This is a genomic window from Nocardioides sp. YIM 152588 (assembly GCF_040191335.1).
Classification (GTDB): Bacteria; Actinomycetota; Actinomycetes; order Propionibacteriales; family Nocardioidaceae; genus Nocardioides.
Genome location: NZ_JBEGDJ010000055.1, coordinates 1 through 26,972, shown reverse-complemented (window position 1 = coordinate 26,972; position 26,972 = coordinate 1). Strand labels below are relative to the sequence as shown.

At 72.9% G+C, this 26,972-nt stretch carries 26 protein-coding genes; 16 read left to right on the top strand and 10 right to left on the bottom strand.

The features are described 5' to 3' along the window. The first annotated feature begins 154 nt into the window (after positions 1-154). Both ABLM29_RS18900 and ABLM29_RS18895 read left to right on the top strand, forming a co-directional pair. Positions 155-763 (top strand): CheB methylesterase domain-containing protein, encoded by a 609-nt coding sequence (locus ABLM29_RS18900; protein ID WP_349716087.1) that lies wholly within the window; start codon positions 155-157, stop codon positions 761-763. Then, on the top strand, positions 760-1,596 hold the full coding sequence (locus ABLM29_RS18895; RefSeq protein WP_349716086.1) for a CheR family methyltransferase: 837 nt from the start codon (positions 760-762) through the stop codon (positions 1,594-1,596). The genes ABLM29_RS18900 and ABLM29_RS18895 overlap by 4 nt, the downstream gene beginning before the upstream one ends. A 268-nt stretch (positions 1,597-1,864) precedes the next feature. On the opposite strand, the gene ABLM29_RS18890 is transcribed toward ABLM29_RS18895, so the two are convergent. From ABLM29_RS18890 to ABLM29_RS18880, 3 genes are all read right to left on the bottom strand, one after another. Then, positions 1,865-2,644 carry a response regulator gene (locus tag ABLM29_RS18890; protein ID WP_349716085.1) on the bottom strand — a complete coding sequence of 260 codons (780 nt, stop codon included), beginning with the start codon at positions 2,642-2,644 and terminating at the stop codon, positions 1,865-1,867. An 89-nt stretch (positions 2,645-2,733) separates the two neighbouring features. Further along, complete coding sequence (locus ABLM29_RS18885) at positions 2,734-3,180, bottom strand: hypothetical protein (protein WP_349716084.1); 447 nt, start codon at positions 3,178-3,180, stop codon at positions 2,734-2,736. A gap of 132 nt (positions 3,181-3,312) precedes the next feature. Next, a complete protein-coding gene (locus tag ABLM29_RS18880; RefSeq protein ID WP_349716083.1) occupies positions 3,313-5,136 on the bottom strand; it encodes a dolichyl-phosphate-mannose--protein mannosyltransferase in 1,824 nt (607 codons plus the stop codon). 90 nt (positions 5,137-5,226) lie between these two features. Between ABLM29_RS18880 and rsmI the strand changes: the two genes are divergently transcribed. Genes rsmI through ABLM29_RS18865 form a run of 3 tightly spaced genes read left to right on the top strand, consistent with a single transcriptional unit; the run spans position 5,227 to position 7,736 of the window. Next, on the top strand, positions 5,227-6,051 hold the full coding sequence (gene rsmI / locus ABLM29_RS18875; protein ID WP_349716088.1) for a 16S rRNA (cytidine(1402)-2'-O)-methyltransferase: 825 nt from the start codon (positions 5,227-5,229) through the stop codon (positions 6,049-6,051). Further along, on the top strand, positions 6,044-6,898 hold the full coding sequence (locus tag ABLM29_RS18870) for an alpha/beta fold hydrolase (protein WP_349716082.1): 855 nt from the start codon (positions 6,044-6,046) through the stop codon (positions 6,896-6,898). The genes rsmI and ABLM29_RS18870 overlap by 8 nt, the downstream gene beginning before the upstream one ends. Then, entirely contained in the window at positions 6,891-7,736 is an 846-nt protein-coding gene (locus tag ABLM29_RS18865; protein ID WP_349716081.1) for a TatD family hydrolase, read from the top strand. The genes ABLM29_RS18870 and ABLM29_RS18865 overlap by 8 nt, the downstream gene beginning before the upstream one ends. Before the next feature lie 57 nt (positions 7,737-7,793). Here the strand turns inward: ABLM29_RS18865 and ABLM29_RS18860 are convergent, their stop codons facing one another. Then, positions 7,794-9,566: a SpoIVB peptidase S55 domain-containing protein gene (locus tag ABLM29_RS18860; protein WP_349716080.1), complete on the bottom strand. Its 1,773-nt coding sequence runs from the start codon at positions 9,564-9,566 to the stop codon at positions 7,794-7,796. 410 nt (positions 9,567-9,976) lie between these two features. Between ABLM29_RS18860 and ABLM29_RS18855 the strand changes: the two genes are divergently transcribed. The 4 genes from ABLM29_RS18855 (at position 9,977) to ABLM29_RS18840 (ending at position 14,995) form a co-directional block, all read left to right on the top strand. Next, positions 9,977-11,164: a resuscitation-promoting factor gene (locus ABLM29_RS18855; RefSeq protein ID WP_349716079.1), complete on the top strand. Its 1,188-nt coding sequence runs from the start codon at positions 9,977-9,979 to the stop codon at positions 11,162-11,164. Positions 11,165-11,335: 171 nt separating this feature from the next. Next, complete coding sequence (gene rsmA, locus ABLM29_RS18850; protein ID WP_349716078.1) at positions 11,336-12,262, top strand: 16S rRNA (adenine(1518)-N(6)/adenine(1519)-N(6))-dimethyltransferase RsmA; 927 nt, start codon at positions 11,336-11,338, stop codon at positions 12,260-12,262. After that, complete coding sequence (locus ABLM29_RS18845) at positions 12,259-13,176, top strand: 4-(cytidine 5'-diphospho)-2-C-methyl-D-erythritol kinase (RefSeq protein WP_349716077.1); 918 nt, start codon at positions 12,259-12,261, stop codon at positions 13,174-13,176. Before rsmA ends, ABLM29_RS18845 begins: the two co-directional genes overlap by 4 nt. A 19-nt stretch (positions 13,177-13,195) precedes the next feature. Further along, the gene (locus ABLM29_RS18840; RefSeq protein ID WP_349716076.1) at positions 13,196-14,995 is read left to right on the top strand and encodes an ABC-F family ATP-binding cassette domain-containing protein; all 1,800 of its coding nucleotides are present in this window, start codon (positions 13,196-13,198) and stop codon (positions 14,993-14,995) included. Positions 14,996-15,353: 358 nt separating this feature from the next. Here ABLM29_RS18840 and ABLM29_RS18835 read toward each other — a convergent pair whose 3' ends face one another. Beyond that, a complete protein-coding gene (locus ABLM29_RS18835) occupies positions 15,354-16,355 on the bottom strand; it encodes an FKBP-type peptidyl-prolyl cis-trans isomerase (RefSeq protein WP_349716074.1) in 1,002 nt (333 codons plus the stop codon). A 103-nt stretch (positions 16,356-16,458) separates the two neighbouring features. Beyond that, positions 16,459-16,947 carry a MarR family winged helix-turn-helix transcriptional regulator gene (locus ABLM29_RS18830; protein WP_349716073.1) on the bottom strand — a complete coding sequence of 163 codons (489 nt, stop codon included), beginning with the start codon at positions 16,945-16,947 and terminating at the stop codon, positions 16,459-16,461. A gap of 66 nt (positions 16,948-17,013) precedes the next feature. On the opposite strand from ABLM29_RS18830, the gene ABLM29_RS18825 reads away from it, so the two are divergent. The 3 genes from ABLM29_RS18825 (at position 17,014) to ABLM29_RS18815 (ending at position 19,253) form a co-directional block, all read left to right on the top strand. After that, the gene (locus tag ABLM29_RS18825; protein WP_349716072.1) at positions 17,014-17,919 is read left to right on the top strand and encodes an alpha/beta fold hydrolase; all 906 of its coding nucleotides are present in this window, start codon (positions 17,014-17,016) and stop codon (positions 17,917-17,919) included. Further along, positions 17,916-18,698: a methyltransferase domain-containing protein gene (locus ABLM29_RS18820; RefSeq protein WP_349716071.1), complete on the top strand. Its 783-nt coding sequence runs from the start codon at positions 17,916-17,918 to the stop codon at positions 18,696-18,698. Before ABLM29_RS18825 ends, ABLM29_RS18820 begins: the two co-directional genes overlap by 4 nt. 78 nt (positions 18,699-18,776) lie before the next feature. Further along, positions 18,777-19,253, top strand: coding sequence for a hotdog fold domain-containing protein (locus ABLM29_RS18815; RefSeq protein ID WP_349716070.1), 477 nt, complete (start codon positions 18,777-18,779; stop codon positions 19,251-19,253). 12 nt (positions 19,254-19,265) lie between these two features. Here the strand turns inward: ABLM29_RS18815 and ABLM29_RS18810 are convergent, their stop codons facing one another. The 4 genes from ABLM29_RS18810 to ABLM29_RS18795 all read right to left on the bottom strand — a co-directional run bounded on the left by ABLM29_RS18810 (position 19,266) and on the right by ABLM29_RS18795 (position 22,545). Next, positions 19,266-20,117: an amino acid ABC transporter permease gene (locus ABLM29_RS18810; protein WP_349716069.1), complete on the bottom strand. Its 852-nt coding sequence runs from the start codon at positions 20,115-20,117 to the stop codon at positions 19,266-19,268. Then, positions 20,114-20,797, bottom strand: a complete 684-nt coding sequence (locus ABLM29_RS18805) for an amino acid ABC transporter permease (protein WP_349716068.1) — start codon at positions 20,795-20,797, stop codon at positions 20,114-20,116. The genes ABLM29_RS18810 and ABLM29_RS18805 overlap by 4 nt, the downstream gene beginning before the upstream one ends. Before the next feature lie 80 nt (positions 20,798-20,877). Then, a complete protein-coding gene (locus ABLM29_RS18800; RefSeq protein WP_349716067.1) occupies positions 20,878-21,747 on the bottom strand; it encodes a glutamate ABC transporter substrate-binding protein in 870 nt (289 codons plus the stop codon). A gap of 36 nt (positions 21,748-21,783) precedes the next feature. After that, on the bottom strand, positions 21,784-22,545 hold the full coding sequence (locus tag ABLM29_RS18795; protein WP_349716065.1) for an amino acid ABC transporter ATP-binding protein: 762 nt from the start codon (positions 22,543-22,545) through the stop codon (positions 21,784-21,786). Positions 22,546-22,785: 240 nt separating this feature from the next. Here ABLM29_RS18795 and ABLM29_RS18790 point away from each other — a divergent pair, with 240 nt between their 5' ends. The 4 genes from ABLM29_RS18790 to ABLM29_RS18775 form a co-directional block, all read left to right on the top strand. Continuing rightward, a complete protein-coding gene (locus tag ABLM29_RS18790; RefSeq protein WP_349716064.1) occupies positions 22,786-23,640 on the top strand; it encodes an LppX_LprAFG lipoprotein in 855 nt (284 codons plus the stop codon). Positions 23,641-23,807: 167 nt separating this feature from the next. Continuing rightward, the gene (gene miaB, locus ABLM29_RS18785; RefSeq protein WP_349716063.1) at positions 23,808-25,307 is read left to right on the top strand and encodes a tRNA (N6-isopentenyl adenosine(37)-C2)-methylthiotransferase MiaB; all 1,500 of its coding nucleotides are present in this window, start codon (positions 23,808-23,810) and stop codon (positions 25,305-25,307) included. A gap of 46 nt (positions 25,308-25,353) precedes the next feature. Further along, positions 25,354-26,085 (top strand): Type 1 glutamine amidotransferase-like domain-containing protein, encoded by a 732-nt coding sequence (locus ABLM29_RS18780; protein WP_349716062.1) that lies wholly within the window; start codon positions 25,354-25,356, stop codon positions 26,083-26,085. Then, on the top strand, positions 26,082-26,972 hold an 891-nt coding region (locus ABLM29_RS18775; protein WP_349716061.1), incomplete at its 3' end, for a phosphotransferase family protein. The genes ABLM29_RS18780 and ABLM29_RS18775, both read left to right, overlap by 4 nt.

The following is a 26,972-nucleotide window of genomic DNA, read 5'->3' as shown; positions in this document are numbered from 1 at the left end:
GGCGCCGCGACCCGCAAGGCCGGCCCCGACATCGACCGCTTCTCCGGCCGCCTACAGGTGCTCGGCGAGATCGCCGCGGTCTTCGGTCCGTCCCGGACGTGCGCTCGGGCCGGGGGCCGGAACGGCGGTCGCGTCCGTCGTACCGAGCTTCACGGTGCGGCCGGCGCGTGCCACCGGGCAGGTCCAGCTGGTCGTGATCGGCTCCTCGACGGGCGGCCCGGCCGCGCTGTCGGAGGTCCTGCCGCAGCTCGCGGCGACGTTCCCGGCGCCGATCGCGATCGTCCAGCACATGCCGGCGCTGTTCACGAAGCAGTTCGCCGAGCGACTGGACCGGCTCAGCGGGCTGCGCGTGCGGGAGGCCGTCGACGGCGCGCCGCTCGGCCCGGGCGACGTGGTGGTCGCCGCCGGTGATCGCCACCTCGAGGTGGCCCGCAAGGGCGGCCAGCTCGTCACCCGTTGCACCGACGGCCCGCCGGAGAACTACTGCCGGCCCGCCGTGGACGTGCTCTTCCGCTCCGCCGCGGCCACCCTCGGGCGCGGCGTGCATGCGCTGATCCTGACCGGGATGGGCACCGACGGCCGCGAGGGGGCGCGGGCGATCGTCGGCGCCGGCGGTGACGTCGCCGTCCAGGACGCGGCCAGCTCGGTGGTCTGGGGCATGCCGGGCGCCGCGGCGACCGCGGGCCTGGCCAGCAGCGTGCTGCCGCTGGACAAGGTCGCGCACCACCTGACCGAGCGCGTCCACGGCAGGAGCGGCTCATGACGCTCTCACCCCAGGCCTACGAGTACGTCGCCGGCGTGGCCCGCGAGGGTTCGGGGCTCGCGCTCCAGCCGTCCAAGGAGTACCTGATCGAGTCCCGGCTGGCGCCGCTCGCCCGCGCCGCCGGGGCGCCGGACGTGAACGCGTGGGTGCTGCAGGTGCGGCGCTCGGCGCCGGCCGGCGACGGTGCGCGCGCCCGCAAGGCGATCGTCGAGGCGCTGACCACGAACGAGACGTCCTGGATGCGCGACAGCGCGCCGTTCACCGAGTTCCTCGGCACCGTGCTGCCGGAGATCGCCCGCCAGAACAGCCTGACCCGCCGCGTGCGGATCTGGTCGGCCGCCTGCTCGACCGGGCAGGAGCCGTACTCGCTCGCCATGCTGCTGACCGCCTGGCGGAAGTCGCACCCCGGCTACACCGTCGGGATCCACGCCACCGACATCGACACCAAGGTCCTGGAGTCCGCCCGCGCCGGCCGGTTCAGCACCCTGGAGGTGAACCGGGGGCTGCCGGCGCAGCTGCTGAGCGAGTACTTCACCCGCCAGGGCGCCGCGTGGCAGATCTCCGAGGCGATCCGCTCGCAGGTGACCTTCGCCGAGCACAACCTGGTCAACCAGCCCCCGCCGCCGGGCCCGTTCGACGTGATCTTCTGCCGCAACGTGCTCATCTACTTCGACATGGAGACCAAGCGGCAGGTCTTCGCCAAGCTCCGCAGCGCGCTGCGCCCCGGCGGGTACCTGGTGCTCGGCGCCGCCGAGACCGCCCTCGGCATCGACCCGGTGCTCGAGCGGGTGCCCCTGGGCCGTACGTCTGTCTACCGCAAGCCCGGCGCCTGACCGCCGAACAGGCAGTCGGGGCAGGCCGAGCCGGGGGTTGGGTCAGCCCGAGCCGGGGGTTGGGGCAGGCCGAGCGGGGGGTTGGGGCAGCCCGAGCCGGGGGTGAGGGCAGGCCGAACGGGGGGTCGGGGCAGCCCGAGCCGGCAGTCGGGGCAGTTGCTGGCGCGAGTCCCGGTTGGGTGTGGCGCGAGTCCCGGTTGGGTGTGGCGCGAGCCCCGGTTGGGTGTGCCCTAACCCCCGGTTCGGCCTGCCCCAGGCCCCTGTTCGGTCAGATGGCGCGCTGGGCGACGGCAGCGGTGCGCGGCGCGTCGACGGTGGCCTGGCCGATGCGGGCCGGGCGGCCGCCGAGGGTGGCAGGGGCCGAGCCGTTGCCGGCGGCAGCGGGGGAGCCGCTGAGCGGGCCGGCGTCCTGGATCCGGACGGCGAGCAGCGCGGCCTGGGTGCGGTGCTCGAGGCCGAGGCGGGCGAGCAGGCCGGTGACGTGGTTCTTGACGGTCTTCTCGGCGAGGAAGAGCTTCTCCGCGATCTGGCGGTTGGTGAGGCCCTCGGCGATGAGGAAGAAGATCCGGCGCTGCTGCGGGGTGAGCTCGCAGATGATGTCCAGCGACTTGCGCTGCATCTCCATCTGCTCGACCACGCGAGCGGCGACGGAGGGGTCGATCAGGGAGTGGCCACCCGCGACCAAGCGGACGCCGCTGACCAGCGAGGCGCCCTCGATCCGCTTCAGGACGTAGCCCGAGGCGCCGGCCAGGATCGCCGAGGAGATGGCGTCCGGGTCGTCGTGGGTGGTGAGGATCATGCCCCGGATGTTCGGGTCGGCCGCGCGCATCTCGCGGCACACGTCGATGCCGCTGCCGTCGGAGAGCTGGGCGTCGAGGATCACGACGTCGGGCCGCAGGTCGAGGATCTCGGGGAGGGCGACCGAGGCGCTGCCGGACTGGCCGACGACCTCGATCCCGTCGGCCTCGGACAGCACGGTGTGGATGCCGCGTCGGACGATCTCGTGGTCGTCGACGAGGTAGACGCGGATGAGCTGCTGAACGGGCATGACGAGAACTTTCCCGTACTCGGGACGCAGATACGGGAGTTTTCAGGACATCAGTAGGCGTTCGGCCTGTAACGCATCACCCAAATTGACTAGATCTGGGCGACCGATCGGTCAGGGGTGGCCTCGGTCCCGGCCTCGGGGCGGTACTCCCGGTACGCCGCCAGCAGGCCCTGCTGGCTGCGGCGCATCGCGGTGAGCAGCTGTGCGACGTCGCTGGTGGTCAGGCCGCCGGACGGGCGCTCGCGCGTCGGGCTGAGCCACTGGGCGGCCTCGCCGCTGGTGATCCGCGTGCCCAGCTCGACCCGGTAGAGGGTGTCCTCCAGCGTGAAGTCGATGTCGGCGACGACACCGGTGAAGTGCGTGCGCGTGGCCGGGTCGTGGACCAGGACGTGCTCGCCCAGGTCGAGGCCCCGGGTCAGGCCGTGCTGGTAGTGGCTCACACCGACCGAACGGCTGCGCTGCGTGAACGGGGTGAGCGCGACCTCGATCTGGAGGATCTGCTCCGCCGTCTCGTGGTGCTTGTCGTGGTTCATCATGATTGCCCCTGAAGCTCCCCGGCCCCCGGAATCTCCGGCGGCCCCTCAGGCTGTTCAACGTGTCCGCTCGGCGAGGAGTTACTGGGTCTTAGGTCCCAAATTCTTGGTACGAGTAGTTTTTTCAGGCGGTGGCTAGACCCAACGCGAGAACCAGATCCGGTCCAGCCACTCGCGCTTGGTGAGCAGCTCGTTGGTCCAGATGGGCCAGAACCAGGCGAAGTTGACCAGCACCAGGACGACGAAGGCACCACTCACGATCACCCCGATCGTGCGCCGGTTCGACGGCAGCCGCGACGGTCCGATCAGCGTCCCGATCGACAGGACGAGCGCGATCACCACGAACGGCAGGATCGCGACGGCGTAGAACAGGAAGATCGGGCGGTCGTCGTACAGCATCCACGGCACCCAGGTGGAGAGCGTGCCGACCACGGCGACGCCGAAGCGCCAGTCCCGGGCGCCGACCCACATCGCGACGCTGAACAGCAGCGCGATGCAGCCGCCCCACCACAGCACCGGGTTGCCGACCAGCAGGACCTGCCGGATGCAGCTGCTGTCCGCCGGGGCCTCGCACCCCTGCTCGCCGGGCGGGATGTCGTTGGTGACGGCGACCCCGACCGCCCGGTTCAGCAGGAGCCAGCCGGACGGCTTGGACTGGTAGTAGTGCGTCGAGCAGTTCAGGAAGTGCGTGTGGAACGTGTAGACGTCCTGGTGGTAGTACCAGAGCGAGCGCAGCGACTGCCACGCCTCGCCGACTCCGGAGGCGTCGGGCTCCCTGGCCGTCGCCCACCTCGCGTCCGGGTCCAGGTTCGTGGCGATGTAGGAGTCGTCCTCGCTCGCGCAGTCGCCCTGCCCGGTGTACTGCCGGTACTGCGTCGAGCTGAGGTACTGCTCGTACTCGTCGGCGTGCGCGAGCCAGCCGCCCCAGGTGGCGATGTAGACCATGAGCGCCACCACGACCAGGTGCAGGAAGGCCGGGATGCCGTCGGCGACCGCGCCCTTGAGCACCGGCCTCCGGATGCCCAGGCTGCGGCGGGCCCCGGCGCTCCAGATCCAGCAGAGCAGGCCGAACGCCGCGAGCGGGTAGGCGGCGGTCCACTTCGTCCCCGCTGCCAGCCCGAAGCAGACGCCCGCGGCCAGCAGCCACGGACGGAACAGGATCCGCGGGCCCCAGCCGCCGGGGGACTGGGCGATCGCGGCCGCGTCCTCGCCGTCCTCGGCGCGCGCGGCCAGGCGCCGTTCGTGGCGTCTCGCCAGGTGTGCCCGGTGCCAGTCGCGGTCGGCGACCAGGCAGGCCACGGCCATCAGCAGGAACAGCGCCAGGAAGATGTCGAGCAGCGCCAGCCGGGAGAGGACGAACTGCAGCCCGTCCAGCATCAGCAGTACGCCGGCGACGCAGCCGAGCAGCGTCGAGCCGGTCATCCGCCGTACCAGCCGGCACATCACCAGCACCATCAGCGCGCCGGCGACCGCCGAGGCGAACCGCCAGCCGAACGGGTCCATCCCGAACGCCTTCTCGCCCAGCGCGATCAGCCACTTGCCCACGTCGGGGTGGACCGCGAGGGACGGCTCGCCGGTCCACACGCCGGTGGTGTGGCCGGCGAGGATGTCGGCGTTGATGTCGGTCTTGGTGTTGCCGTCGGCGTCGGTCAGGTAGGTCTGGATGTAGCCGTTGTTGAGCAGCGACCACGCGTCCTTGGCGTAGTAGGTCTCGTCGAAGGCGAAGACCCGTGGCGTGCCCAGGTGGTAGAGCCGCAGCGCGAACGCGAGCAGCGCGACGCCGAGCGAGGAGATCCAGCCGACCGCGCGCGAGCCGAGCGGCCGCCGGGTGATCGGGTTGACCAGCCGGACCCGCGCCAGCGGCACCCGCCAGCCGCCGGCGGTGCGGGAGAGCCCGACCAGCTCGTCGGCCTCGTCGGCCTCGGACCGCGCGCTGGCGGGGGAGTCGACGGCGGTCACAGTGGGGAACCCTACGTCCCCGCGGGGGCGGGTGGAATGATCTGGCGGGTGAGCCCCCCAACGTCGTCGGCATCCGATCCCGGGGCCGGTGTGCTGGTCCTGGCGGGCACCCCGATCGGGCACGCCCCGGACGCCCCGGCGCGGCTGGGCGCCGAGCTGGCCGGCGCGGACGTGGTCGCCGCGGAGGACACCCGCCGGCTGCGGCGCCTGGTCTCCGAGCTCGGCATCGAGCTGACCGGCCGGGTGGTCTCCTACTTCGAGGGCAACGAGCAGGCCCGCACACCGGCCCTGGTCGAGGCCCTGGAGGCGGGCGAGCGGGTGGTGCTGGTGACCGACGCGGGGATGCCCAGCGTCTCCGACCCCGGCTACCGGCTGGTGGCCGCCGCGGTCGAGGCCGGGATCCGGGTGACCGCGGTCCCGGGCCCGTCGGCGGTGCTGACCGCGCTGGCCGTGTCGGGGCTGCCCGTTGACCGGTTCTGCTTCGAGGGCTTCCTGCCGCGCAAGGCGGGCGAGCGGGGGCGCCGGCTGGCCGACCTGGCCGACGAGCAGCGCACGATGGTCTTCTTCGAGGCCCCGCACCGGACCGAGGCGGCGCTGGCCGCGATGGCCGAGGCGTTCGGCGAGGACCGTGCCGGCGCAGTCTGCCGGGAGCTGACGAAGACCCACGAGGAGGTGCGCCGCGGCCCGCTCGGCGAGCTGGTCGCCTGGGCGGCCGACGGGGTGCGCGGCGAGGTGACCGTCGTCGTCGCGGGCGCCGAGCCGGCGGCGGGCGTCGCGTCGGACCCCGACAGCCTGCGCGCGGCGGTCGCCGCGCTCGAGGCCGACGGCATGCGGCGCAAGGAGGCGATCGCCGCGGTCGCCGTCCGCGCCGGACTCCCCAAGCGCGACGTCTACCAGGTGGTGCACATTGGCTGAGAGCCCGTCCGACCGGGTCGTGACGACGGTGGCGAACGACGGCCTGACCCTCGGCGTCCTCGACGATGGCCCCCGCGGCGGGGAGCCGATCGTGCTGCTGCACGGCTTCCCCGAGCGCGCCACGTCGTGGCGTCACGTCGCGCCGCTGCTCAACGACGCCGGCTACCGGACGCTCGCCCTCGACCAGCGCGGGTACGCCGCCGGCGCCCGCCCCCCGCGGCGGCGCGACTACCGGCTGCCGCTGCTGGCCGGCGACGTGGTGGCGCTGGTCGAGCAGGCGGTCGGCCCGGACGGCCACGCCCACGTGGTGGGCCACGACTGGGGCGCGGCCGCGGCCTGGGCGACCGCGGCGCTGCACCCGGACCGGGTGCGCAGCCTGACCGCGGTCTCGGTGCCGCACCCGCGGGCGTTCCTCACCGCCGGCCTGCACTCGCGGCAGCTGCTGCGGTCCTGGTACATGGCGTTCTTCCAGGTGCCCCGGCTGCCCGAGCTGCTCGTCGGAGGCGACGGCGGGGAGCGGCTGCTCACCTCCTTCGGGATGACCGCCGACGACCTCGCCCGGTTCCGGTCCGAGGTCGTCGAGGACGGCGCGCTGCCCACCGCGCTCAACTGGTACCGGGCGCTGCCGCTGACCGACCCCCGCACCTCGTTCGGGAACGTCGAGGTGCCGACGACGATGGTCTGGAGCGACCGCGACACCGCGATCGACCGGTGGGGCGTGGAGCACTGCAACGAGTACGTCGACGCCGACTTCACGTTCGTCGAGCTGGCCGGGGTGAGCCACTGGATCCCCACCCAGGCGCCCGAGGCGCTGGCCGAGGCGATCCTGGAGCGGGTCCGTGGCTGACCCCCGAGCCGCCGAGCGGCCGCCGGCGCCGGAGCCGCTGCCGCACCCGGTCGTCGACAACCACTGCCACCTCGACATCGGCCGCGACGGGCCGGCCCCCGACGCCCGGGAGGCGATCGCGGCGGCGGCCGCCGTCGGCGTACCGCGGATCGTGCAGATCGGCTGCGACCTGCGCGGTGCCCGGTGGGCGGTCGAGGCCGCGCGGGAGCACCCGGAGCTGGTGGCCGGGGTGGCGCTGCACCCGAACGAGGCGCCCCGGCTGGCCGAGGCGGGCGAGCTCGAGGCCGCCTGGGCGGAGATCGAGGAGCTGGCCACCGCCGACGTGGTGAGGGCGGTCGGGGAGACCGGGCTGGACGCGTTCCGCACCGGCGAGGACGGCCGCCGGGTCCAGGTCGACTCGTTCGCGCGCCACATCGACCTGGCCAAGCGGTTGGGCAAGACGCTGGTCATCCACGACCGGGACACGCACCAGGAGGTGCTCGACGTCCTGGACGCGGAGGGCGTGCCCGAGCGCTGGGTGATGCACTGCTTCTCGGGCGACGGCGCCTTCGCCCGCGAGTGCCTGGATCGCGGCGCGTACCTGTCGTTCGCGGGGACGATCACCTTCAAGAACGCCGAGCCGCAGCGGGAGGCGCTGAGGCTCGCGCCGGCGGACCGGATCCTCGTCGAGACCGACGCGCCGTACCTGACGCCGACGCCGCACCGCGGTCGGACCAACGCCCCCTACCTGGTGCCGCTGACGGTGCGCCGGATGGCGGAGGAGCGCGGCGCCGACCTGGGTGGGCTGTGCGCCGCGATCGAGGCGAACACGTTCGCGGCCTTCGGCGGCGCCTGGTAGGCGCCGCCGAAGGCCGCTGCGGTGGTGTGGCGGTGGTGTGGTGGTGTCAGCCGGCGATCACTTCACCCGCAGGGTGAACGACTTGCTGCCGAAGATCACCAGGTCCTGGGGCGCGCTCTCCGCGGAGAAGTCGAGTCGCGTCCCGCGCTTGCGCAGCCGGCCGTCGAGGCTCACCGCGTCGTTGGGCGGGTCCTCCGCGAGTGCCTCGACCACGTCGGCGACGCTCTTGGCGTTCCACACGTCGATGTAGCCCCAGCCGCCGCCGCGGACGGAGCCCCAGGTGCGCGTCCCCGCGAACCGCTTCGGGATCTTCTGGGACAGCGGAGCGGTCGCGGTGGTGCCGTCGGCCGCCATCAGGGTGGCCCGCAGGCGCAGGGTCTTGCCGGCCTTGACGACGGCCTGGCGCTTGGCCAGGTTGACCCACACGCCGCCGCGGCGCTGCTCGATCTTCTTGACCGAGTAGGTGGCCTCCTCGTCGGTGGCCTCACCGGTGCTGGTGACGGAGGTGACGCTGACGCCGGCGAGCTCGGTCAGCGCCCACAGCACGTCGGCGAGCGGGTAGGACGCGTCGACCGCGATGTCCCACGGTGACGTCCAGCGGTCGCCGTAGGAGATCGAGAACGGCGTGCCGTCGGCGTCGATCCCCTCGATCTGCCAGCTCTGGGTCTCCGATCCGGGGCCGATGCGGTCCAGGAGCACGTCGTGGTTGGCCAGCGCTCCGTAGAACGCGATCCAGGCGAGCGAGTCGGGGACGAAGATGTCCGTGCTGCCCTCGCGCGCTGCTCCGCCGTAGGTGAGGTCGGAGGTGAAGGCGGTGCTCGCGGGCGCCGGGCCGAACGCGCCGGCGATGCCCGTCAGGCGGTCCTGGTCGATGACGCCGACGATGTCGCCGAAGTTGGCCACCTTGAACGGGGCGCCGAGCGACTCCGGCTGCACGTAGATCGCGTCGGCGGCGCCGAGGCCGTAGGAGACGGGGCCGGCGAAGTACATCGGGTGGCCGAAGCCGACGATCCGGTCGCCGCAGACCGACGTCACCGTGCCCACGCCGCCGGCGGTGACGTCGCCCGCCGACTCGACGGCGGCGAGGTTGCCACCGGCGACGACGGTCTCCTCGCCGGCCGCCGTCGTGCCGCCGGCCGGGGCGGCGTACGCGTTCTTCTTGAGGTAGCCGCGCTTCTTCGTCTTGCGCTTCAGGCCGTCCTCGAGCCGGTCGGCGGAGACGCCGCTGACCGACATCGGCACCGGCAGCCGCCGGAAGCCCTGGGCCGCCTGGGTGCGGGTGACCTCGCCGGTGGCGGCGATCTTCTTGGCGGCGGCGCGGGGGACGTCGATCAGGCCGGGGGCGGCGGCGGGGCCGAGGTAGCCCTCCATGTACTCGAACGGGGTGACGCCGGCGATCGGCGAGCTGCCCCACGACAGCCCGTAGGCGACGGCGCCGATCAGGCGGCCGTCCTCGGAGTAGACGGGGGAGCCCGACATGCCCTGCCAGATGCCGCCGGCGTCCTGGATCGCGGTGGAGTCGAGGTCCATCATGATCATGTCGCGGCCCGGCGCGATGCCGTCCTCGAGGATGCCGAGCACGGTGCCGGTGAACTCCTCGGGGGTGGTCCCGCGGGAGACGGTGAGGCCGTGGACCGGGTCGTCGGCGGCGAGGTCGGCGATCGGGAACGCCTCGGCGCAGTCGCCGGGCGGCGCGGCGGCGTGGACCGACGCGGTCGTGGCTCCGGTGGCGACCGCGGCCAGCGTCGCGCCGACGCAGAGCGAGGTGCCCAGCGCGGCGAGGCGGCGCGGGCGCGATGGGGCAGGGAGCAGAGCGGAACGTGACGACATGTCAGCCTCCAGGTCTCGGCGCACGTAACAGAACGCGCGATTCTCAGGTACGACGCGCGGGCGGCCGCTGCGGTTGCCTGAGTCGCCTGATGCGTTTTCCCCAATTTGCAGGACGAAATGCCGTCCGAGCGGGCACAACGAGCGTCCGTAGGCGTTGGTCACGGCTCGCCGAGGGGCCCGAGGGTTTGCTTTTGGGTGCTTGCTCTTGTTCGCATGGATCGCGAAGGCCGGGATCGGGATCGATTTCCGACCAGCACCGGTGGGCCCAACGGCGTGCCCCTGGAGCATCCTCGCGACGCTGCGGCCGCCGTACGTATGGGGTACGGCGGACCAGCGTCGCCGCCTGTTCACGCGGGCGCGCGGGGATGGCTGGTCGCCCGAGGCCCGGGGAGTCCGACGTTGGGAGAGACGTGCCTGTCGCACGCAACCCCCTGAGTTCCACCCGCGCGGCGCTCGGCCGCACCGCTCGACGCCTGACCCACAGCAGGACCGCCCTCGTCGGTACCTCGGCAGTGGTCGCGCTGGCGGTCGCCGGCACCACCTACGGCTACCAGAGCCTCGAGAGCACCGTGACCCTGTCGGTCGACGGCGAGCAGCGCGAGGTCTCCACCACGGGCGACACCGTCGCCGACGTGCTGGCCGCCGAGGGCATCGAGCTGACCTCCCACGACGTGGTGCAGCCTGACCCCGACGAGGCGATCGGCGACGGCAGCCGGGTCTCGGTCCTGTACGGCAAGCCGATCGACCTCACCGTCGACGGTCGCGAGACCACCCACTGGGTGACCGCGACCGACGTCCAGGGCGCGCTCGTCCAGCTCGGCACGATGTACCACGACGCGCGGCTCTCCACGAGCCGCAGCCTGGAGCTGGACCGCGACGGCACGGCGCTGGAGATCGTCACCCCCAAGACGCTCACCGTCGCCCTCGCGGGCAAGAAGCCGGTCGAGCGCGAGGTGACCGCGCTGAACGTCCGCCAGGCCCTCAAGCAGCTCGACGTCGACGTCGACGAGCACGACGTCGTGAAGCCCGGCCTCAAGGCGAAGATCGGCGACGGCGACCGGATCACCTTCACCGACATCGACGTGACCACCAAGCGCGTCGAGGGCGAGTCGTTCAGCGTCCCGACCGTCACCCGCGAGGACCCGGACTCCGAGGAGGGCACCGAGACCGTGGTCCGCGAGGGCAGCGCGGGCGCCCGCAACGCGACGTACCGCGTGGTCACCCGCAACGGCGAGGTGGTCAAGCGGACGATGGTCGGCCACAAGGTGACCACCGCGCCGGTGGCCCGGATCGTCGAGGTCGGCACCAAGGAGCCCGAGCCCGAGCCCGCCCCGGCCGCGAACTTCGCCTCCGGCAGCACCGTCTGGGACGCGCTCGCGCAGTGCGAGTCCGGCGGGAACTGGGCCATCAACACCGGCAACGGCTACTACGGCGGCCTCCAGTTCAACCTGGGCACCTGGCAGGCGTACGGCGGCACCGGGCTGCCGAGCCAGAACTCCCGCGAGCAGCAGATCGCGATCGCCGAGAAGCTGCGCGCGGCCTCCGGCGGGTACGGCGCCTGGCCGCACTGCTCGGCCAAGCTCGGCCTCCCCCGCTGAGCGACCGGAGCACCCCCACCGCGAGTCGGCAGGAACTTCCTGCCGGCTCGCGGTGACTTTTGCGGGTCGTGTGCCTGAGGCCCCGGTGGGGCGATGCGTGGGGCACACGACCCCGCGCCGGGCCGGCCGCCGATCAGGGTGGATCGGTGCCGACGCCCTAGGCTGGTGGACATGTCCGACGCCTCCGCACCCCGGCTCCGGCTGCTGGGACCGGCGGAGGTGCGGGAGCTCGCCGCCGCCTTCGACATCCGGCCCACCAAGCAGCGCGGCCAGAACTTCGTGATCGACGCCAACACGGTGCGCCGGATCGTGCGCGAGTCCGGTGTCCGCGAGGGCGAGACCGTGATCGAGGTCGGCCCGGGACTCGGGTCGCTGACCCTGGCGCTGCTCGAGGCCGGCGCCGACGTCACCGCGATCGAGATCGACCCGGCGCTGGCCGAGGCGCTGCCGGGCACCATCGCCCGGTTCGCCCCCGACGCCGCCGACCGCGTCCGGGTGGTCCCCGCCGACGCCATGCGGGTCACCGAGATCCCTGGCCCGGCGCCGACCGGGCTGGTCGCCAACCTGCCCTACAACGTCTCCGTCCCGGTGCTGCTGCACCTGATGGCGCTGCTGCCCAGCCTCGAGCACGGCCTGGTCATGGTGCAGTCCGAGGTGGCCGACCGGCTCGCCGCGAAGCCCGGCTCCAAGGTGTACGGCGTCCCCTCGGCCAAGGCCGCCTGGTTCGCCGACGTCCGCCGGGCCGGCGCGATCGGCCGCAACGTCTTCTGGCCCGCCCCCAACGTCGACTCCGGCCTGGTCGCCTGGACCCGCCGCGAGCCGCCGACCACGAAGGTCTCCCGCGAGCGGGTGTTCGCCGTCATCGACGCCGCGTTCGCCCACCGCCGCAAGGCGCTGCGCGGCGCGCTGCGCGCCCTCGCCGGCTCCGCCGAGGCGGCCTCGGCCGCGCTCGAGGCCGCCGGCGTGGAGCCGATGGCCCGCGGCGAGTCCCTCGACATCGACGCGTTCGTGCGGATCGCCGAGGCGCTCGACGGGCAGGTGGACGGGCAGGTCGACGGGCAGGTCGACGGGCCCGCAGACGGCCCGGTGAGCGCATGACCGCCGCCGCGCTGCCCCCGACCACGGGCGTCACCGTCCGCGCGCCCGCCAAGGTCAACCTGCACCTCGGCGTGGGCGCGCCGCGCCCCGACGGCTTCCACCCGCTCGTCACCGTCTACCAGGCCGTCGGCCTGTACGACGACGTAACCGTCACCGAGGCCCCGGACTGGTCCGTGGAGCTGGTCGAGCCCGAGGTCGCCGTACCGCTGGACGGCGAGAACATCGCGCTGCGCGCCGGCCGGGCCCTGGTCGCGCACCACGGCCTCGACCTCGCCGCGCACGTGCGGATCGACAAGGGGATCCCGGTCGCCGGGGGGATGGCCGGCGGGTCGGCCGACGCGGCCGCGACGCTGGTCGCCCTCGACCGGCTGTGGGACCTGGAGACCACCGACGAGGACCTGCTGCGGATCGCGGCGGAGCTGGGCAGCGACGTGCCGTTCTCGCTGCTCGGCGGTACCGCGCTCGGCACCGGCCGGGGCGAGGTCGTCGAGCCCGTCGCCGACGCGTCCGCGCTGTGGTGGGTCGTCGTGCTGGCCGACGACGGGCTGAGCACGCCGGCGGTCTACCGCCACTTCGACGAGCTGCACCCCGACGCGCCCGCGGAGCCGGCCGACCCGACGGCGCTGCTCGCGGCGCTCGCGGCAGGTGACGTCCCGGCGGTCGCCGCGGTGCTGGAGAACGACCTGTGGTCCCCGGCGCGGGACCTGCGCCCGGACCTGGTCGAGGTCGAGGCGGACCTGCGGTCGATGGACCCGGCCGCCGTGCTGCTCTCCGGCTCGGGGCCGACCCTCCTCATGCTCTTCGGTGACGTCGACGCCGCCCGCGTCGCGCTCGCCGACGTCACCGCGCTGGGCCACCGCGCGACCATCGCCCCCGGGCCGGTCGCGGGCGCTCACGTCGTCCACTACGGATAGGCACCCTCGGACCACCCTGATGAGCAACCTGATCAACCTCGAGCGCGTCTCCAAGGCGTTCGGCGTACGACCGCTGCTGACCGACGTCTCCCTCGGCGTCGGGGCCGGCGAGCGGATCGGCATCGTCGGCCGCAACGGCGACGGCAAGTCCACCCTGCTCCGCGTGATGACCGGTGAGGAGGAGCCCGACACCGGGCGGGTCTCGCGGCAGCGTGGCCTGCTGATCGGCTACCTGCGCCAGGCCGACGACTTCGCCGACGACCACACCGTCCGCGAGGTGGTGCTCGGCGGGCGCTCGGACCACGAGTGGGCCGCCGACCACCGGCTCCGCGAGATCGTCGAGGTGCTGCTGGCCGGCGTCGAGCTGGACCGCGCCGTCGCCGGGCTGTCGGGAGGCGAGCGCCGCCGCTGCGCGCTGGCCGGGCTGCTGCTCGGCGAGCACGACCTGATCATCCTCGACGAGCCGACCAACCACCTCGACGTGGAGGCCGTCGCCTGGCTGGCCTCGCACCTGGCCAACCGGCCGTCCGCACTCGTCGTGGTCACCCACGACCGGTGGTTCCTGGACGCGGTCTGCCAGCAGACCTGGGAGGTCCACGACGGGGTCATCGACTCCTACGAGGGCGGCTACGCGGCGTTCGTGCTGGCCAAGGCCGAGCGGCAGCGCCAGGCCGCCGCCTCGGAGGTACGGCGCCAGAACCTCGTCCGCAAGGAGCTGGCCTGGCTGCGGCGCGGCGCCCCGGCCCGGACGTCGAAGCCGAAGTTCCGGATCGACGCGGCCAACGCGCTCATCGAGGACGTGCCGCCGCCGCGCGACCGGCTGGAGCTGCAGAAGTTCGCCACCCAGCGGCTCGGCAAGGACGTGGTCGACGTCGAGGACGTCGACCTGGCCCGCGGCGAGCGGAAGCTGCTGGACCACGCCACGTGGCGGCTCGGCCCGGGCGACCGGGTCGGCATCGTCGGCGTCAACGGCGCCGGCAAGACCACGCTGCTCTCGCTGCTCTCCGGCGAGCTGGCGCCCGACCACGGCAAGGTGAAGCACGGCCGCACGGTCGCCCTGCAGCACCTCGGGCAGCACGTCGCGTTCGAGGACCCCGAGGCCCGGGTGCTGGCCACGGTCGAGGGGATCCGCCGGGTCACCAAGACCGCGGACGGCGAGGTCACCGCGACCTCGATGCTGGAGCGGTTCGGCTTCACCGGCGACAAGCTGACCGCCCGGATCGGCGACCTCTCCGGTGGCGAGCGCCGCCGCTTCCAGCTGCTGCGGCTGCTGCTCACCGAGCCCAACGTGCTGCTGCTCGACGAGCCGACCAACGACCTCGACATCGAGACGCTCAACGTCCTCGAGGACTTCCTCGACGGCTGGCCCGGAACCCTGGTCGTGGTCTCCCACGACCGGTACTTCCTCGAGCGCGTCACCGACTCCGTCTGGGCGCTGATGGGCGACGGCCAGGTGGTGATGCTGCCGCGCGGCGTGGACGAGTACCTGGAGCGGCGCCAGGCTGCGCTTCGGGCCGCCGAGGCCGCCGATGCCCGCGCCGCCGCCGCGGCGTCCGCCGCCGTCAGCCACCTCGCCCCCGGCCCGGAGAAGGCCAAGCCCGGCTCGGCCGAGGAGCGCGCGGCGAAGAAGACGCTCGCGCGGCTGGACAAGGTCCTCGCCCGGCTGCACGAGCAGGAGACCGAGCTGACCGAGCGGCTCGCCGCCGCGGCCACCGACCCGGAGCGGCTGACCGAGGTCGGGCGGGAGCTGGCCGCGCTCCAGGAGGAGAAGGAGGCCGCCGAGCTGGAGTGGCTCGAGGCGGCCGAGGTGCTCGACTGAGCTGAATGGGCTGCGGCTCACGGTGGCCCGTGGCGGGGTCGTGTGCCTGAGACCCGCGTATGTCGATGTCTGGGGCACACGACGCGGCCCCGGTGGGCGTGTGGCGGGGTCGTGTGCCTGAGACCCGCGTATACCGCTGCCTGGGGCACACGACCCGACCCACGCCGGGCTCGCAGCGGGTCGTGTGCCTGAGACCCCCGTATTCCGGGGCATGAGGCACACGACCCGCCCCCGGGGCGAGCCGACCCGCCCTCGCCGCACCCACGCCGCGCTCGTGTGCCTCAGACCCCCGTATCCCGATGTCTGAGGCACACGACCCGACCCACGGGCGCGCCGACCCGCCCCGCGGCAACTCGGGCTACTGGACCTCGACCACGTCGATCAGGAACCACAGGGTGGCGTTGCCGGGGATCGCGGAGCCGGTGCCGGCCGCGCCGTACCCGTACGCCGGCGGGATCTGCAGCAGCACGCGGCTGCCGACCTTCACGCCGGTGAGGCCGATGGTCCAGCCCTGGATCAGGCCGCTGAGCGGGGAGGTGAGGGGCTCGCCGCGCGAGTAGCTCTCGTCGAACGGCGCGTCGGCGTCGTAGACCGAGCCGAGGTAGTTGACGACGACGGTGTCGGACGCCTTGACCTTGGCGCCGTCGCCCTCCTCGAGGACGACCCGCTGCACCGGGGTGTCGAGCTCGGGCTCCTCGATCCCGGAGAAGTCGAGGCCGGTCGGCTGGCCGTCCTCCTCGACCACCGACGGCTGCGTGTCGGGGTCGGCGTCGTGGGCCTGGTCGTCGGTGGGCTCCGGGGAGGAGGCCTGCTTCTCGACCAGGTCGCCCACGATCACGACGCTGTGCTCGGCGTCGATGCCCAGCGAGTTGTCCTCGACCCGGTCGCGGAAGACGGCCTCCGGGGTGGCGACGACGGCGACGCGGGAGCCGTAGGTCTGGCCCTCGAACAGCGCCGTGAACACCTCGTCGATCTGGCCGGTGTCGTAGGGGATCGCCTCCGGGACGCCGTTGTCGTAGTCGCTGTAGACCTGCTCCTGGGTGGTGCCGTTGCCCACCCACAGGTACGTCGACACGGTGTCGCCCTCGGCGACCTCGTCGCCGTCGCCCTCGACGATGGTGGTCACGGTGGTCTCGTCGGGCAGCGGGACGGCGTCCGCCCAGTCTGCGGTGATGCCCTCGCCCACCTCGCCGGTGAAGGTGACGCCGTCGAGCTCGCCGGTCACGGCGGCGGCCGACGAGGACGAGCCGTCCGCGTCGTCCGAGCCGTCGGAGCCGTCCGAGCCCCCGCAGGCGGCGAGCGCGGCGGTCAGTGCGACGGCGGAGAGCAGGGCGGTGGGGCGTCGGAGACGTCGATGCACGGGTTCAGACCTTCTGGTTGCGGGCGCGACCTGGGTCGCGGGGGAGCGGGTCCGAGCGTACTGGGGGTGCCTGTGCGCCGACTGTGGACGGCTCGGGCGGGCGTCAGCCCGCGAACGGCGCCAGCAGCTCGCGGAGCAGGCCGGCGAGCGTCGTACGGTCCTCGTCCGAGAGCCCGGTCAGCAGGTCGCGCTCGGCGTCGAGGAGCGCGGCGAACGCGCCGTCGACGGCCGCCTTGCCCTCCGGGGTGAGGCGGACCAGCACGCCGCGGCGGTCGTTGGGGTCCGGGTGCCGCTCCACCAGCCCGCGCGAGACCAGCCGGTCGACGCGGTTGGTCATCGTGCCGCTCGTCACCAGCGTCTCCTTGAGCAGCCTGCCGGGGGAGAGCTCGTACGGCGACCCCGCGCGGCGCAGCGCCGCCAGCACGTCGAACTCCCACGGCTCGATGCCGTGGGCGGTGAAGGAGGCGCGGCGGGCCCGGTCGACGTGGTGGGCGAGGCGGGAGATCCGGCTGAACACGGAGACCGGCCCGAGGTCGAGGTCGGACCGCTCGCGCTCCCACGCCTCGATCAGCTCGTCGACCTCGTCCCGCATGGCAGCACGGTAGCGGATGGGACAAAGAATCTTGATGTCGAGATAGGCCAGGACTACCGTGAGTGCATGGAGCAGCTCACCGCCGTACTCCCGGAGGTCACGCTCACCAGCCTCGCCTGGGGCCCGACCGACGACCCCGAGCGCCCGCTCGCGGTGCTCCTGCACGGCTTCCCCGACACGGCCCACACCTGGCGCCACCTCGGGCCCGCTCTCGTGGACGCCGGGTACCGGGTCGTCGCGCCCTTCACCCGCGGCTACGCGCCGAGCGGGCTGGCCGCGGACGGCGTCTACCACCCGGCCGCCCTGATGACCGACGCGATCGGCCTGCACCGCGAGTACGCCGGCGGCAGCCGCGCCGTCCTCGTCGGCCACGACTGGGGCGCGATCACCGCCAACGGCGTCGCCGCGCTGCCCGACAACCCCTTCGGGCGGGTGGTCTCGCTGGCGGTGCCGCCGATCCCCAGCCTCAGCGCGGGCGCCGGCGACCTGCTCGGGCTGCTGCCGCGGCAGGCCTCGATGAGCTGGTACACGCTCTTCAACCAGCTGCCGGGCCTCCCCGAGCGCGTCGCCGAGCCACTGATCCGGCACCTGTGGCACCGCTGGTCGCCCGGGTACGACGCCGGCGAGGACCTCGAGCACCTCTGGGCGGCCATCCCGCCCGGGCCGCACCGCTCGGCGGCGTTCTCCTACTACCGCGACACGTTCCGCCGGCGGCGCTTCCCGGAGGCCTACCGCGCCTGCGCCGACGCCTGGCTCGACCCGCCGGCCACGCCGCTGCTCTACCTGCACGGCGCCGACGACGGCTGCTTCGACGCCCGGTGGGCGGCCCGCGCCGAGGCCGGGCTGGGGGCGCACGACCGGGTCGCGGTCGTCGCCGACGCGGGCCACTTCCTGCACCTCGAGCGCCCCGACGTGGTCAACGCGCGGATCCTGGAGTTCCTGGCGGAGGCCGAGGCGGTGGACGCGCCGTGACCGCGCACCGCTGGGACCCGGCGCGGTACCTGGTGCACGCGGACGAGCGGGCCCGGCCGTTCCTCGACCTGGTCGCCCGGATCGACGCCGCCGCCCCGGACGCGGTCGTCGACCTCGGCTGCGGCCCGGGCACGCTGACCGCGCTGCTCGCCTCCCGGTGGCCCGGGGCCGACGTGGTCGGCATCGACTCCAGCGCGGAGATGATCGAGCGAGCCCGCGCCGAGGCGCCGGAGCTCGCCTTCGAGGTGGCCGACCTCCGGGACTGGCTGGCCGAGCCCGAGGAGCGCGCCGACGTGCTGGTCTCCAACGCCACGCTGCAGTGGGTCCCCGGCCACCTCGACCTGATGCCGGCGCTGGTCGGCGCGGTCCACCCCGGCGGCTGGCTCGCGTTCCAGGTGCCGGGCAACATGGCCGCGCCCAGCCACGCGCTGCTCGACGCGCTCGCCGACGAGGAGCCGTACGCCGCCCACACCCGCGGCGTCGCCCGGGTCGCGGCGCACGATGCGGTGACGTACCTGCGCGCGCTCACCGCGCTCGGCTGCACCGTCGGGGCCTGGGAGACCATCTACCTGCACGTGCTCCGCGGCCCCGACCCGGTCTTCTCGTGGGTCTCCGGCACCGGCGCGCGGCCGACGCTGCAGGCGCTCCCCGACGACCTCCGCCCGGGGTTCGAGGAGGAGTACAGGGCGCGGCTGCGGGCGGCGTACCCCGCCGAGCCGGACGGCAGCGTCGTCCTCCCGTTCCGACGGGTCTTCGCCGTCGCCCGCACCCCCGCCTGAGGCGCGAGCCGGCAGAAACTGTCAGTCAGTTTCTGCCGACTCGCGCCGCCTGCGTTACCAGCGAGTAACATCGCGCCCATGAGCCAGGTCCTCAACCTCTGGAAGACCGCCACCGGGCTGCCCCTGGTCGGGCCGAGCCTCGGCAAGCGGGCCTTCTCCTTCGCCTTCGCGCGCAAGGCGCCCTACTTCGCGACGATCCGCCCGCGGTTCACCGTGGTCGAGCCCAACCACGTCGAGCTGGTCATCCCGAAGCGCCGCGGCGTGCAGAACCACATCGGCACCGTGCACGCGATCGCGCTGTGCAACGGCCTGGAGTCCGCGATGGGCGCGCTGGCCGAGGTGACCATCCCCGCCGACAAGCGGTGGATCCCCAAGGGGATGGAGGTCTCCTACACCGCGAAGGCGACCAGCGACATCACGTGCATCGCCGAGACCGAGCAGGCGCAGTGGGACGCGGCCGAGGGCGACCTTCCCGTGCCGGTGCGGGGCGTCCGCGAGGACGGGACCGTCGTGATCGAGGGCGTGATCAACCTGTGGGTGACCTCGAGGAAGTAGTTCTCCCGTGCCTCAGCGCTCGGGGTTCCGGGGGCCGCGGGCAGCGGCGAGGTCGATCTTCTTCTCGCCGGCGTACCGCTTCTGCAGCCACGTCGCCAGCAGCGTCAGCAGCAGGTTGACGCTCACGTAGAGGACCGCCACGACGAACATCGTCGGCACCCGGTTGTTGAACTGGGGGTCGAGGTAGATCTGGCGGGCGACGTAGGTGAGGCCGGGTGCGAGGACGTAGATGCCGAGCGCGGTGTCCTTCAGGGCCACGATGCACTGGCTGATGATCGCCGGCAGCATGATCTTGACCGCCTGGGGCATCTGCACCAGGCGCATCACCTGGTTCTTGCGCATGCCGATGGCGTACGCCGCCTCGGACTGCCCCTTCGGCACGGCGTTGATGCCGGCGCGCAGCACCTCGGCGAGGACCGCGCCGTTGTAGGCGGTCAGGGCCAGCACGACGGCCCAGTAGCTGGAGTTGTCGGCGTTGATGCCCAGCCAGTACCAGGTGAAGACCATCAGCAGCAGCACCGGGACGGCGCGGAAGAACTCGACGACCAGCGCCGACGGGACTCGGACCCACGCGTGGTCGGAGAGCTTGCCGACGCCGAAGACGACGCCGAAGGCGACGGCGCCGATGATCGCGGTCGCGGCCATCTGGAGCGTCTTGAGCAGGCCGTCGACGAGCAGCACCCGGACGTAGTCGGGGGTGACGAAGACCTCCCACTTGCTGCTCTCGAACTGGCCCTTCTCGTTGAAGCGGTAGATCACCCAGGCCAGGACGGCGACGAGCGCGACGGCGGTGACGATCGCGTACGCGCGGTGCCGGGCTGCCGTCTTGGGTCCGGGTGCGTCGAAGAGGACGTTGGCGCTCATGCGATCCGCCACCTCCGCTCGATCCGATTGGCCGCGAACGACAGCAGCTCGACGAGCACGACGTAGCCGGCTGCGAAGCAGACGAAGATCACGGTCCGCTCGGACGCGTAGTTATTGGTGAGTGCCCGCATCTGGTAGACCGCCTCGGCGATGCCGAACACCGCGGCGACGGAGGTGTTCTTGAGGAGCGCGATCTGCACGCTGGCCAGCGGTGGGACCGACGCCCGGAAGGCCTGTGGCAGGACCACCTGGGTCATCGTGCCGCCGAAGGTGAGGCCGATCGCCCGCGCCGCCTCGGCCTGGCCGAGCGGGACCGCGTTGATCCCCGAGCGCAGCGCCTCGCAGACGAACGTCGAGGTGTAGAGCGTCAGGCTGACCACGGCCGAGCCGAACAGGCTGCTGAACTCGAACTGCCCGATCTCGACGTCGAGGAACCCGAAGGTGATGCCGAGCATCGGCGCCGCGAACGCGAAGAAGGCGAACACGACGACGAGCGGCGTGTTGCGCACCACGGTCACGTAGACCGCGGCGGCCGACCTCATGATGGCGATCGGGCCGACCCGCATGGCCACCAGGAACGTCCCCAGCAACAGCGAGCCGATGCCGGAGACGACGAAGAGGGCGATCGTGTAGCCGAAGCCACGCAGGTAGAGGTCGAAGTTGTCGGTGATCGCCGTCATCTGTCCCTCCTGGATCACGTCGGGGCTGATCGGTGGTGGGGGTGCCCTCGGCGCCGGGCACCCCCACCATCACCTGTCGATCACTGGCAGGGCTCGACCGCCGGCGGGTCGGGCGTCTCGACGCCGGAGGGTCCGAGCGTCAGCTCGAAGGCGTCGGCCCAGGCGCCGTCGTCGTACGAGTCCTCGAGCACCCCGTTGATCCACTCGCACATCTCGGGCAGGTCCTTGCTGTAGCCGACGCCGATCAGCTCCTCGGAGAAGGCGTCGCCGACCACCTTGAGCTCGCCCTCGTTCTGCGCGGCGAACCCGGCGAGGATCGAGCCATCCGTGCTCATCGCCTTGACCGTCCCGTCGAGCACCTTCTGGACGCACTCGGAGTAGCTGTCGAAGCCGACGCCCTTCGCGCCCTTCTCGTTGATCCGGTCGATCGAGGTCGACCCGGTGACCGAGCAGACCTGCTCGCCCTGGAGGTCCTCGATCGACTCGACGTCGGAGTCGGCCGGCACCAGCAGCTGCTGGCCGGTGATCATGTACGGCCCGGTCTGCCCGACGACCTTCCGGCGGTCGTCGGTGATCGAGTACGAGGCGAGCACCAGGTCGACCTTGCCCTCCTCGAGGAAGGGCTCCCGGTTGTCGGAGATCGTCTCGACCCAGTTCACGCCGTCGCCGGTGGGGTCGATGCAGAGGTCCGCGACCAGGATCTTGGCGATCTCGATGTCGAACCCGGCGGGGACGTCGTCGGTGGCGCCCTTGAAGCCGAGGCCGGGCTGGTCGTACTTGACACCGACGTTGATCTCACCGGCGTCGGCGAGCTCGGCCATGCGGGTGCCGTCGTCGAACTTGCCGTCGCAGTCGCTCTCGGCCTCGACGTCGCGACCTTCGGAGTCCGAACCCGCGTCGCCGCAGGCCGCGAGGGCGCTGCCGGCGACCATCAGGGCGGCCGCCGCCATACCTAGTTTCAACCTGCGCATCTTCTCTCTCACTCCTCAGTGTTTGAGGATCTTGCCGAGGAAGTCCTTGGCTCGATCGCTCTGCGGGTTGGTGAAGAACGACTCGGGGTCGGAGGACTCGACGATCTGGCCGTCGGCCATGAAGACGACCCGGTTGGCCGCCGTACGGGCGAAGCCCATCTCGTGGGTCACCACGATCATCGTCATGCCGCGCTCGGCGAGGTCGACCATGACGTCGAGGACCTCCTTGATCATCTCCGGGTCCAGCGCCGAGGTCGGCTCGTCGAAGAGCATCACCTTCGGCTCCATCGCCAGCGCGCGGGCGATCGCCACCCGCTGCTGCTGGCCACCGGAGAGCTGGGCCGGGTACTTGTTCGCCTGGTGTCCCACGCCCACCCGGTCGAGGAGCTCCTTCGCCCGCTTCTCGGCCGAGGCCTTGTCCTGCTTGCGCACCTTGATCGGTCCGAGGGTGACGTTCTCGAGGATCGTCTTGTGCGCGAAGAGGTTGAACGACTGGAAGACCATGCCCACGTCCGCGCGGTGCGCGGCGAGCGCCTTGCCCTCCGCGGGGAGAGGGTCACCGTCGATGGTGATCTCGCCCTCGTCGATGGTCTCGAGCCGGTTGATCGCGCGGCAGAGCGTCGACTTGCCCGAGCCCGACGGCCCGATCACCACGACCACCTCGCCGCGCTCGACCTCGAGGTCGATGTCCTGCAGGACGTGCAGCTCGCCGAACCACTTCTGCACCGCCGCCAGCCGGACGAGCGCCTTGCCGTTGGACGATCCCTGCGAGGTCATGCCATCGCACGCTAGCCCTGTCCGGACCCATCCGGCTAGGGCGATTCGAACGACTTTGCCATTCCGTGACGTTCGGGCTCGGGCCGCGTTGCGCCCGCCTGACCTGCGGGAACGCGACGAAGACTCCTCGGGTCGGGGCCGGGGCGGCCGATCAGGTACCCGAGATGGGTGACGCCGCGGCCCGCCCTCGGTCTAGCCCGCACGCCCCCGCTCATCCCCTCGCCCCCTCCGGAGGAGCCCATGTCCACCATCCGAGGACGCCTGGCCGGCCTTGCCGCGCTCGCGGCGGCCGCGCCGCTGCTGGTGGGGTGCGGCGCCGACGACGGCGCGGCGGACGCGTCGGGGCCGGTGACCGTGGCGGCCGCCGAGGAGCTGGCCGCCGAGGCCGCCGCGGTCGCGGAGGAGCTCGCTGCGGCGGAGCGCGAGGCCGCGGCCGACCGCAAGGCCGTGGACGCGGCGGACGTCGTGGAGCGCGACGCGCTCACCGCCGACTCGCTCGTCGCGGCGTTGACGTCCGCCATGGAGCAGTACGAGACCGCGCACGTCGAGGTCGCGATCGGGGACCTGGTCTCCGTCAGCGCCGACGTCGACTACGCCGACGCGGACCCGGCGATGAGGGCGACGATGTCGATGGCCGGCGACGACCTGCGGCTCGTCCTGGTCGCCGGCGAGGTCTACGTACGGCAGAGCGGCGACGCCGCCTACCTCAAGCTCGACAAGGACAACCCGATGGTCGGCCCGCAGATCGAGGAGCTGCTCGGCATGGGGCCGCGCGCCGCGGTCGACGGGCTGGTGGACGGCGTGCGGAGCGTGGAGCTGCTCGGGACCGAGGACGTCGATGGCGCGCGGCTGGCGCACTACGCCGTCGAGGTCGACGCCGCCGCCTTCGCCCAGCCGCTCGTCGCGGACGTCGGCGGGCTGGCCTCCGACCTCCCCGAGCGGCTCGTCATGGACCTCTACCTCGACGACGAGGACCTGCTGCACCGCATGGAGGTCGAGGTCGCCGGGATGACGCTCGTGATCGACGTCAGCAAGTGGGGTGCGCCGGTCGAGGTGAAGGCGCCGCCTGCGTCGCAGGTGAAGTCGCTCTCCTGACGCACTCCCGCCGCTCGCGGGCGGGTCGTGTGCCTGAGGCATCGCCATACCGGGGTCTGGGGCACACGAGGGCTCTCAGGCACACGACGCCCACCGCGCCCGCCCCCCACCACCGCCCTCGCGAGTTCTCCCGCGGGCCCCGACCCGCCGTACCCTTGATGACTGTCATGAGCGCGCCCACGTCCCCCCGCACCTATGAGGTCCGCACCTACGGGTGCCAGATGAACGTCCACGACTCCGAGCGGATCGGTGGGCTGCTGGAGGGCGCCGGCTACAGCGCGGCGGCCGAGGGCGACCAGGCCGACATCGTCGTCTTCAACACCTGCGCCGTGCGCGAGAACGCCGACAACCGGCTCTACGGCAACCTCGGCCACCTGGCGCCGGTCAAGGCCGCCAACCCGGGCATGCAGATCGCCGTCGGCGGCTGCCTGGCGCAGAAGGACCGGGCCACCATCACCGAGCGCGCGCCGTGGGTCGACGTCGTCTTCGGCACGCACAACATCGGCTCGCTGCCGGCGCTGCTGGACCGCGCCCGCAGCCAGGAGGAGGCCCAGGTCGAGATCCTGGAGTCCCTCGAGGTCTTCCCCTCCACGCTGCCCACCAAGCGCGAGTCGGCCTACGCCGCCTGGGTCTCGGTCAGCGTCGGCTGCAACAACACCTGCACGTTCTGCATCGTCCCCAGCCTGCGCGGCAAGGAGAAGGACCGCCGCCCCGGCGAGATCCTCGCCGAGATCGAGGCGCTGGTCGCCGAGGGCGTCTCCGAGGTCACCCTGCTCGGCCAGAACGTGAACTCCTACGGCGTCGAGTTCGGCGACCGGCAGGCCTTCTCCAAGCTGCTGCGCGCCTGCGGCGACATCGAGGGCCTGGAGCGCGTCCGGTTCACCAGCCCGCACCCCGCCGAGTTCACCGACGACGTCATCGAGGCGATGGCCGAGACGCCGAACGTGATGCCGCAGCTGCACATGCCCCTCCAGTCCGGCTCGGACCGGATGCTCAAGGCGATGCGCCGCTCCTACCGGCAGTCGAAGTACCTCGGCATCATCGAGCGCGTCCGCGCCGCCATGCCCGACGCCGCGATCACCACCGACATCATCGTCGGCTTCCCCGGGGAGACCGAGGAGGACCACCAGGCCACGATCGACGTGGTCCGGGCTGCCCGGTTCTCCGGCGCGTTCACGTTCCAGTACTCCAAGCGGCCCGGTACGCCGGCAGCGACCCTGCCGGACCAGATCGCCCCCGAGGTGGTCAAGGAGCGCTACCAGCGGCTCGTCGACGTGGTCAACGAGATCGCCTGGGAGGAGAACAAGAAGCTGGTCGGCCGCGAGGTCGAGCTGATGGTCGCCGAGGGCGAGGGCCGCAAGGACGCCGAGACGCACCGCCTCTCCGGCCGCGGCCCCGACAACCGGCTCGTCCACTTCGAGGCCGACTTCTCCGCCGCGGGCGGCATCGCGCCGCGCCCCGGCGACATGGTCACCGCGCGGATCACCTACGCCGCGCCCCACCACCTGGTCGCCGACGGCCCGGTGCTGGCGGTCCGCCGCACCCGCTCCGGCGACGCGTGGGACCTGCGCCAGGCTCAGCCGGACGCCGGCCCAGGCCAGGTCGGGCTGGGCATGCCGAAGGTCGGCGTACCGGCGCCGCTGCCGCCGGCTCCCGCCTGCGGCTGACCGGCATCACCCCCACATCCTCCGGCGGGTGGCAGGATGCTGAGTCGTGCCCGCTGACGCCCCCACCATCCTGGCCACCTCCGGCGGCGCCGTCCGCGGCTCGCGGACCCGCTGGTCGGTCGGTCCGCTGACGTCGTACGCCGTCGACCTGGCCGGCGTCGACGGCCGTGCGCCGAAGGTCTGCTTCCTGGCGACGGCGTGCGGCGACGCGCCCGCGGTGATCCACGACTTCTACGACATGGCGCAGACGGCGGGCTTCGCGCCCAGCCACCTGCAGCTGTTCACGATGCCCAACGTCGAGGACATCGCCGGTCACCTGCTGGAGCAGGACGTCGTCTGGGTCTGGGGCGGCAGCGTCGCCGGCCTGCTGGCGATGTGGCGGCTGCACGGCGTGGACGAGGCGATGCGCAAGGCGTGGGAGGCCGGCGTGGTGCTGACCGGCGTCTCGGCCGGCTCGATCTGCTGGCACGTCGGCGGCACCACCGACTCCTTCGGGCCGGACCTGCGCCCGATCAACAACGGGCTGGGGCTGGTGCCGTACTCCAACGGCGTCCACTACGACTCCGAGAAGCAGCGGCGCCCGCTCTTCCAGCGGCTGATCGCCGAGGAGGTGCTGCCGGCCGGGTACGCGACCGACGACGGCGTCGGCGTGCTCTACCGGGGCACCGAGATGGTCGAGGCGCTCTCCGAGCGCAAGGGGGCCGGCGCCTACTTCGTCGAGCGCGGCGCCGACGGCGGGGCCGTGGAGACCGAGCTCGACGTGCGGCTGCTGGCGTGACGCTGGGCGGCACCTTCGGCGATGCGCTCGCCGGGGTGGTCGGCTTCGAGCCGCTCGCCGGCGGGCACTCGGGCGAGACCTTCCTGGCCGAGACCGGCGCCGAGCGGTCGGTGGTGCGGATCTTCGCCTCGCCCCGGCACCGGCCCGAGGCGCCCGAGATCCAGGCGGCGCTGCTCGGCCTGGTCCGCGGGCTGCTGCCGGTACCGGCCGTCAAGGAGGTACGCCGGCCCGGGATCGACCCCACGACCGGCGAGCACGCCCCGGGCCTGCTCGTCACCTCGTTCCTGCCGGGCGTGCGCGGCGACCTGCTGCTGGCCGACCTGGTGGAGGCCGCGGACGCGGACGCCCTGCGCCGCGTCGGCACGGCGGTCGGCGGCGTCGCGGCGACGCTCGCGGGGATGCCGACCCTGCGCGGCGGGCTCTGGGCGGACCCCGAGCTGAGGATCGAGCCGTTCTCGCTGACCGGGCCGGGGTGGGTGGACGACCACGCCGCGGCGCTGGCCGAACGGGGCTGGTCGGTGGCCGACCTCGACCGCCTGGGCGCGATCGCCGCCGAGGCCGACGACGAGCTGGCCGAGCTGGACCGCACCTGCGTGGTGCACAGCGACCTCAACCCGAAGAACCTGCTGCTCGACCCCGACACGCTCGTGGTGACCGGCGTGCTCGACTGGGAGTTCAGCCACAGCGGCCACCCGTGGACCGACCTCGGCAACCTGCTCCGCTTCGACCGCGCGCCGGCGTACGTCGACGCCGTGCTCGCCGCCTGGTGCGACCGGCACCCGTCGGACCCGGCGCAGGTGCTGCGCGGCGCCCGCGCCGCCGACCTGACCGCGCTCGTCGAGCTGGCCGCGCGGGCCGGCGCGAACCCGGTCGCCGACCAGGCCGCC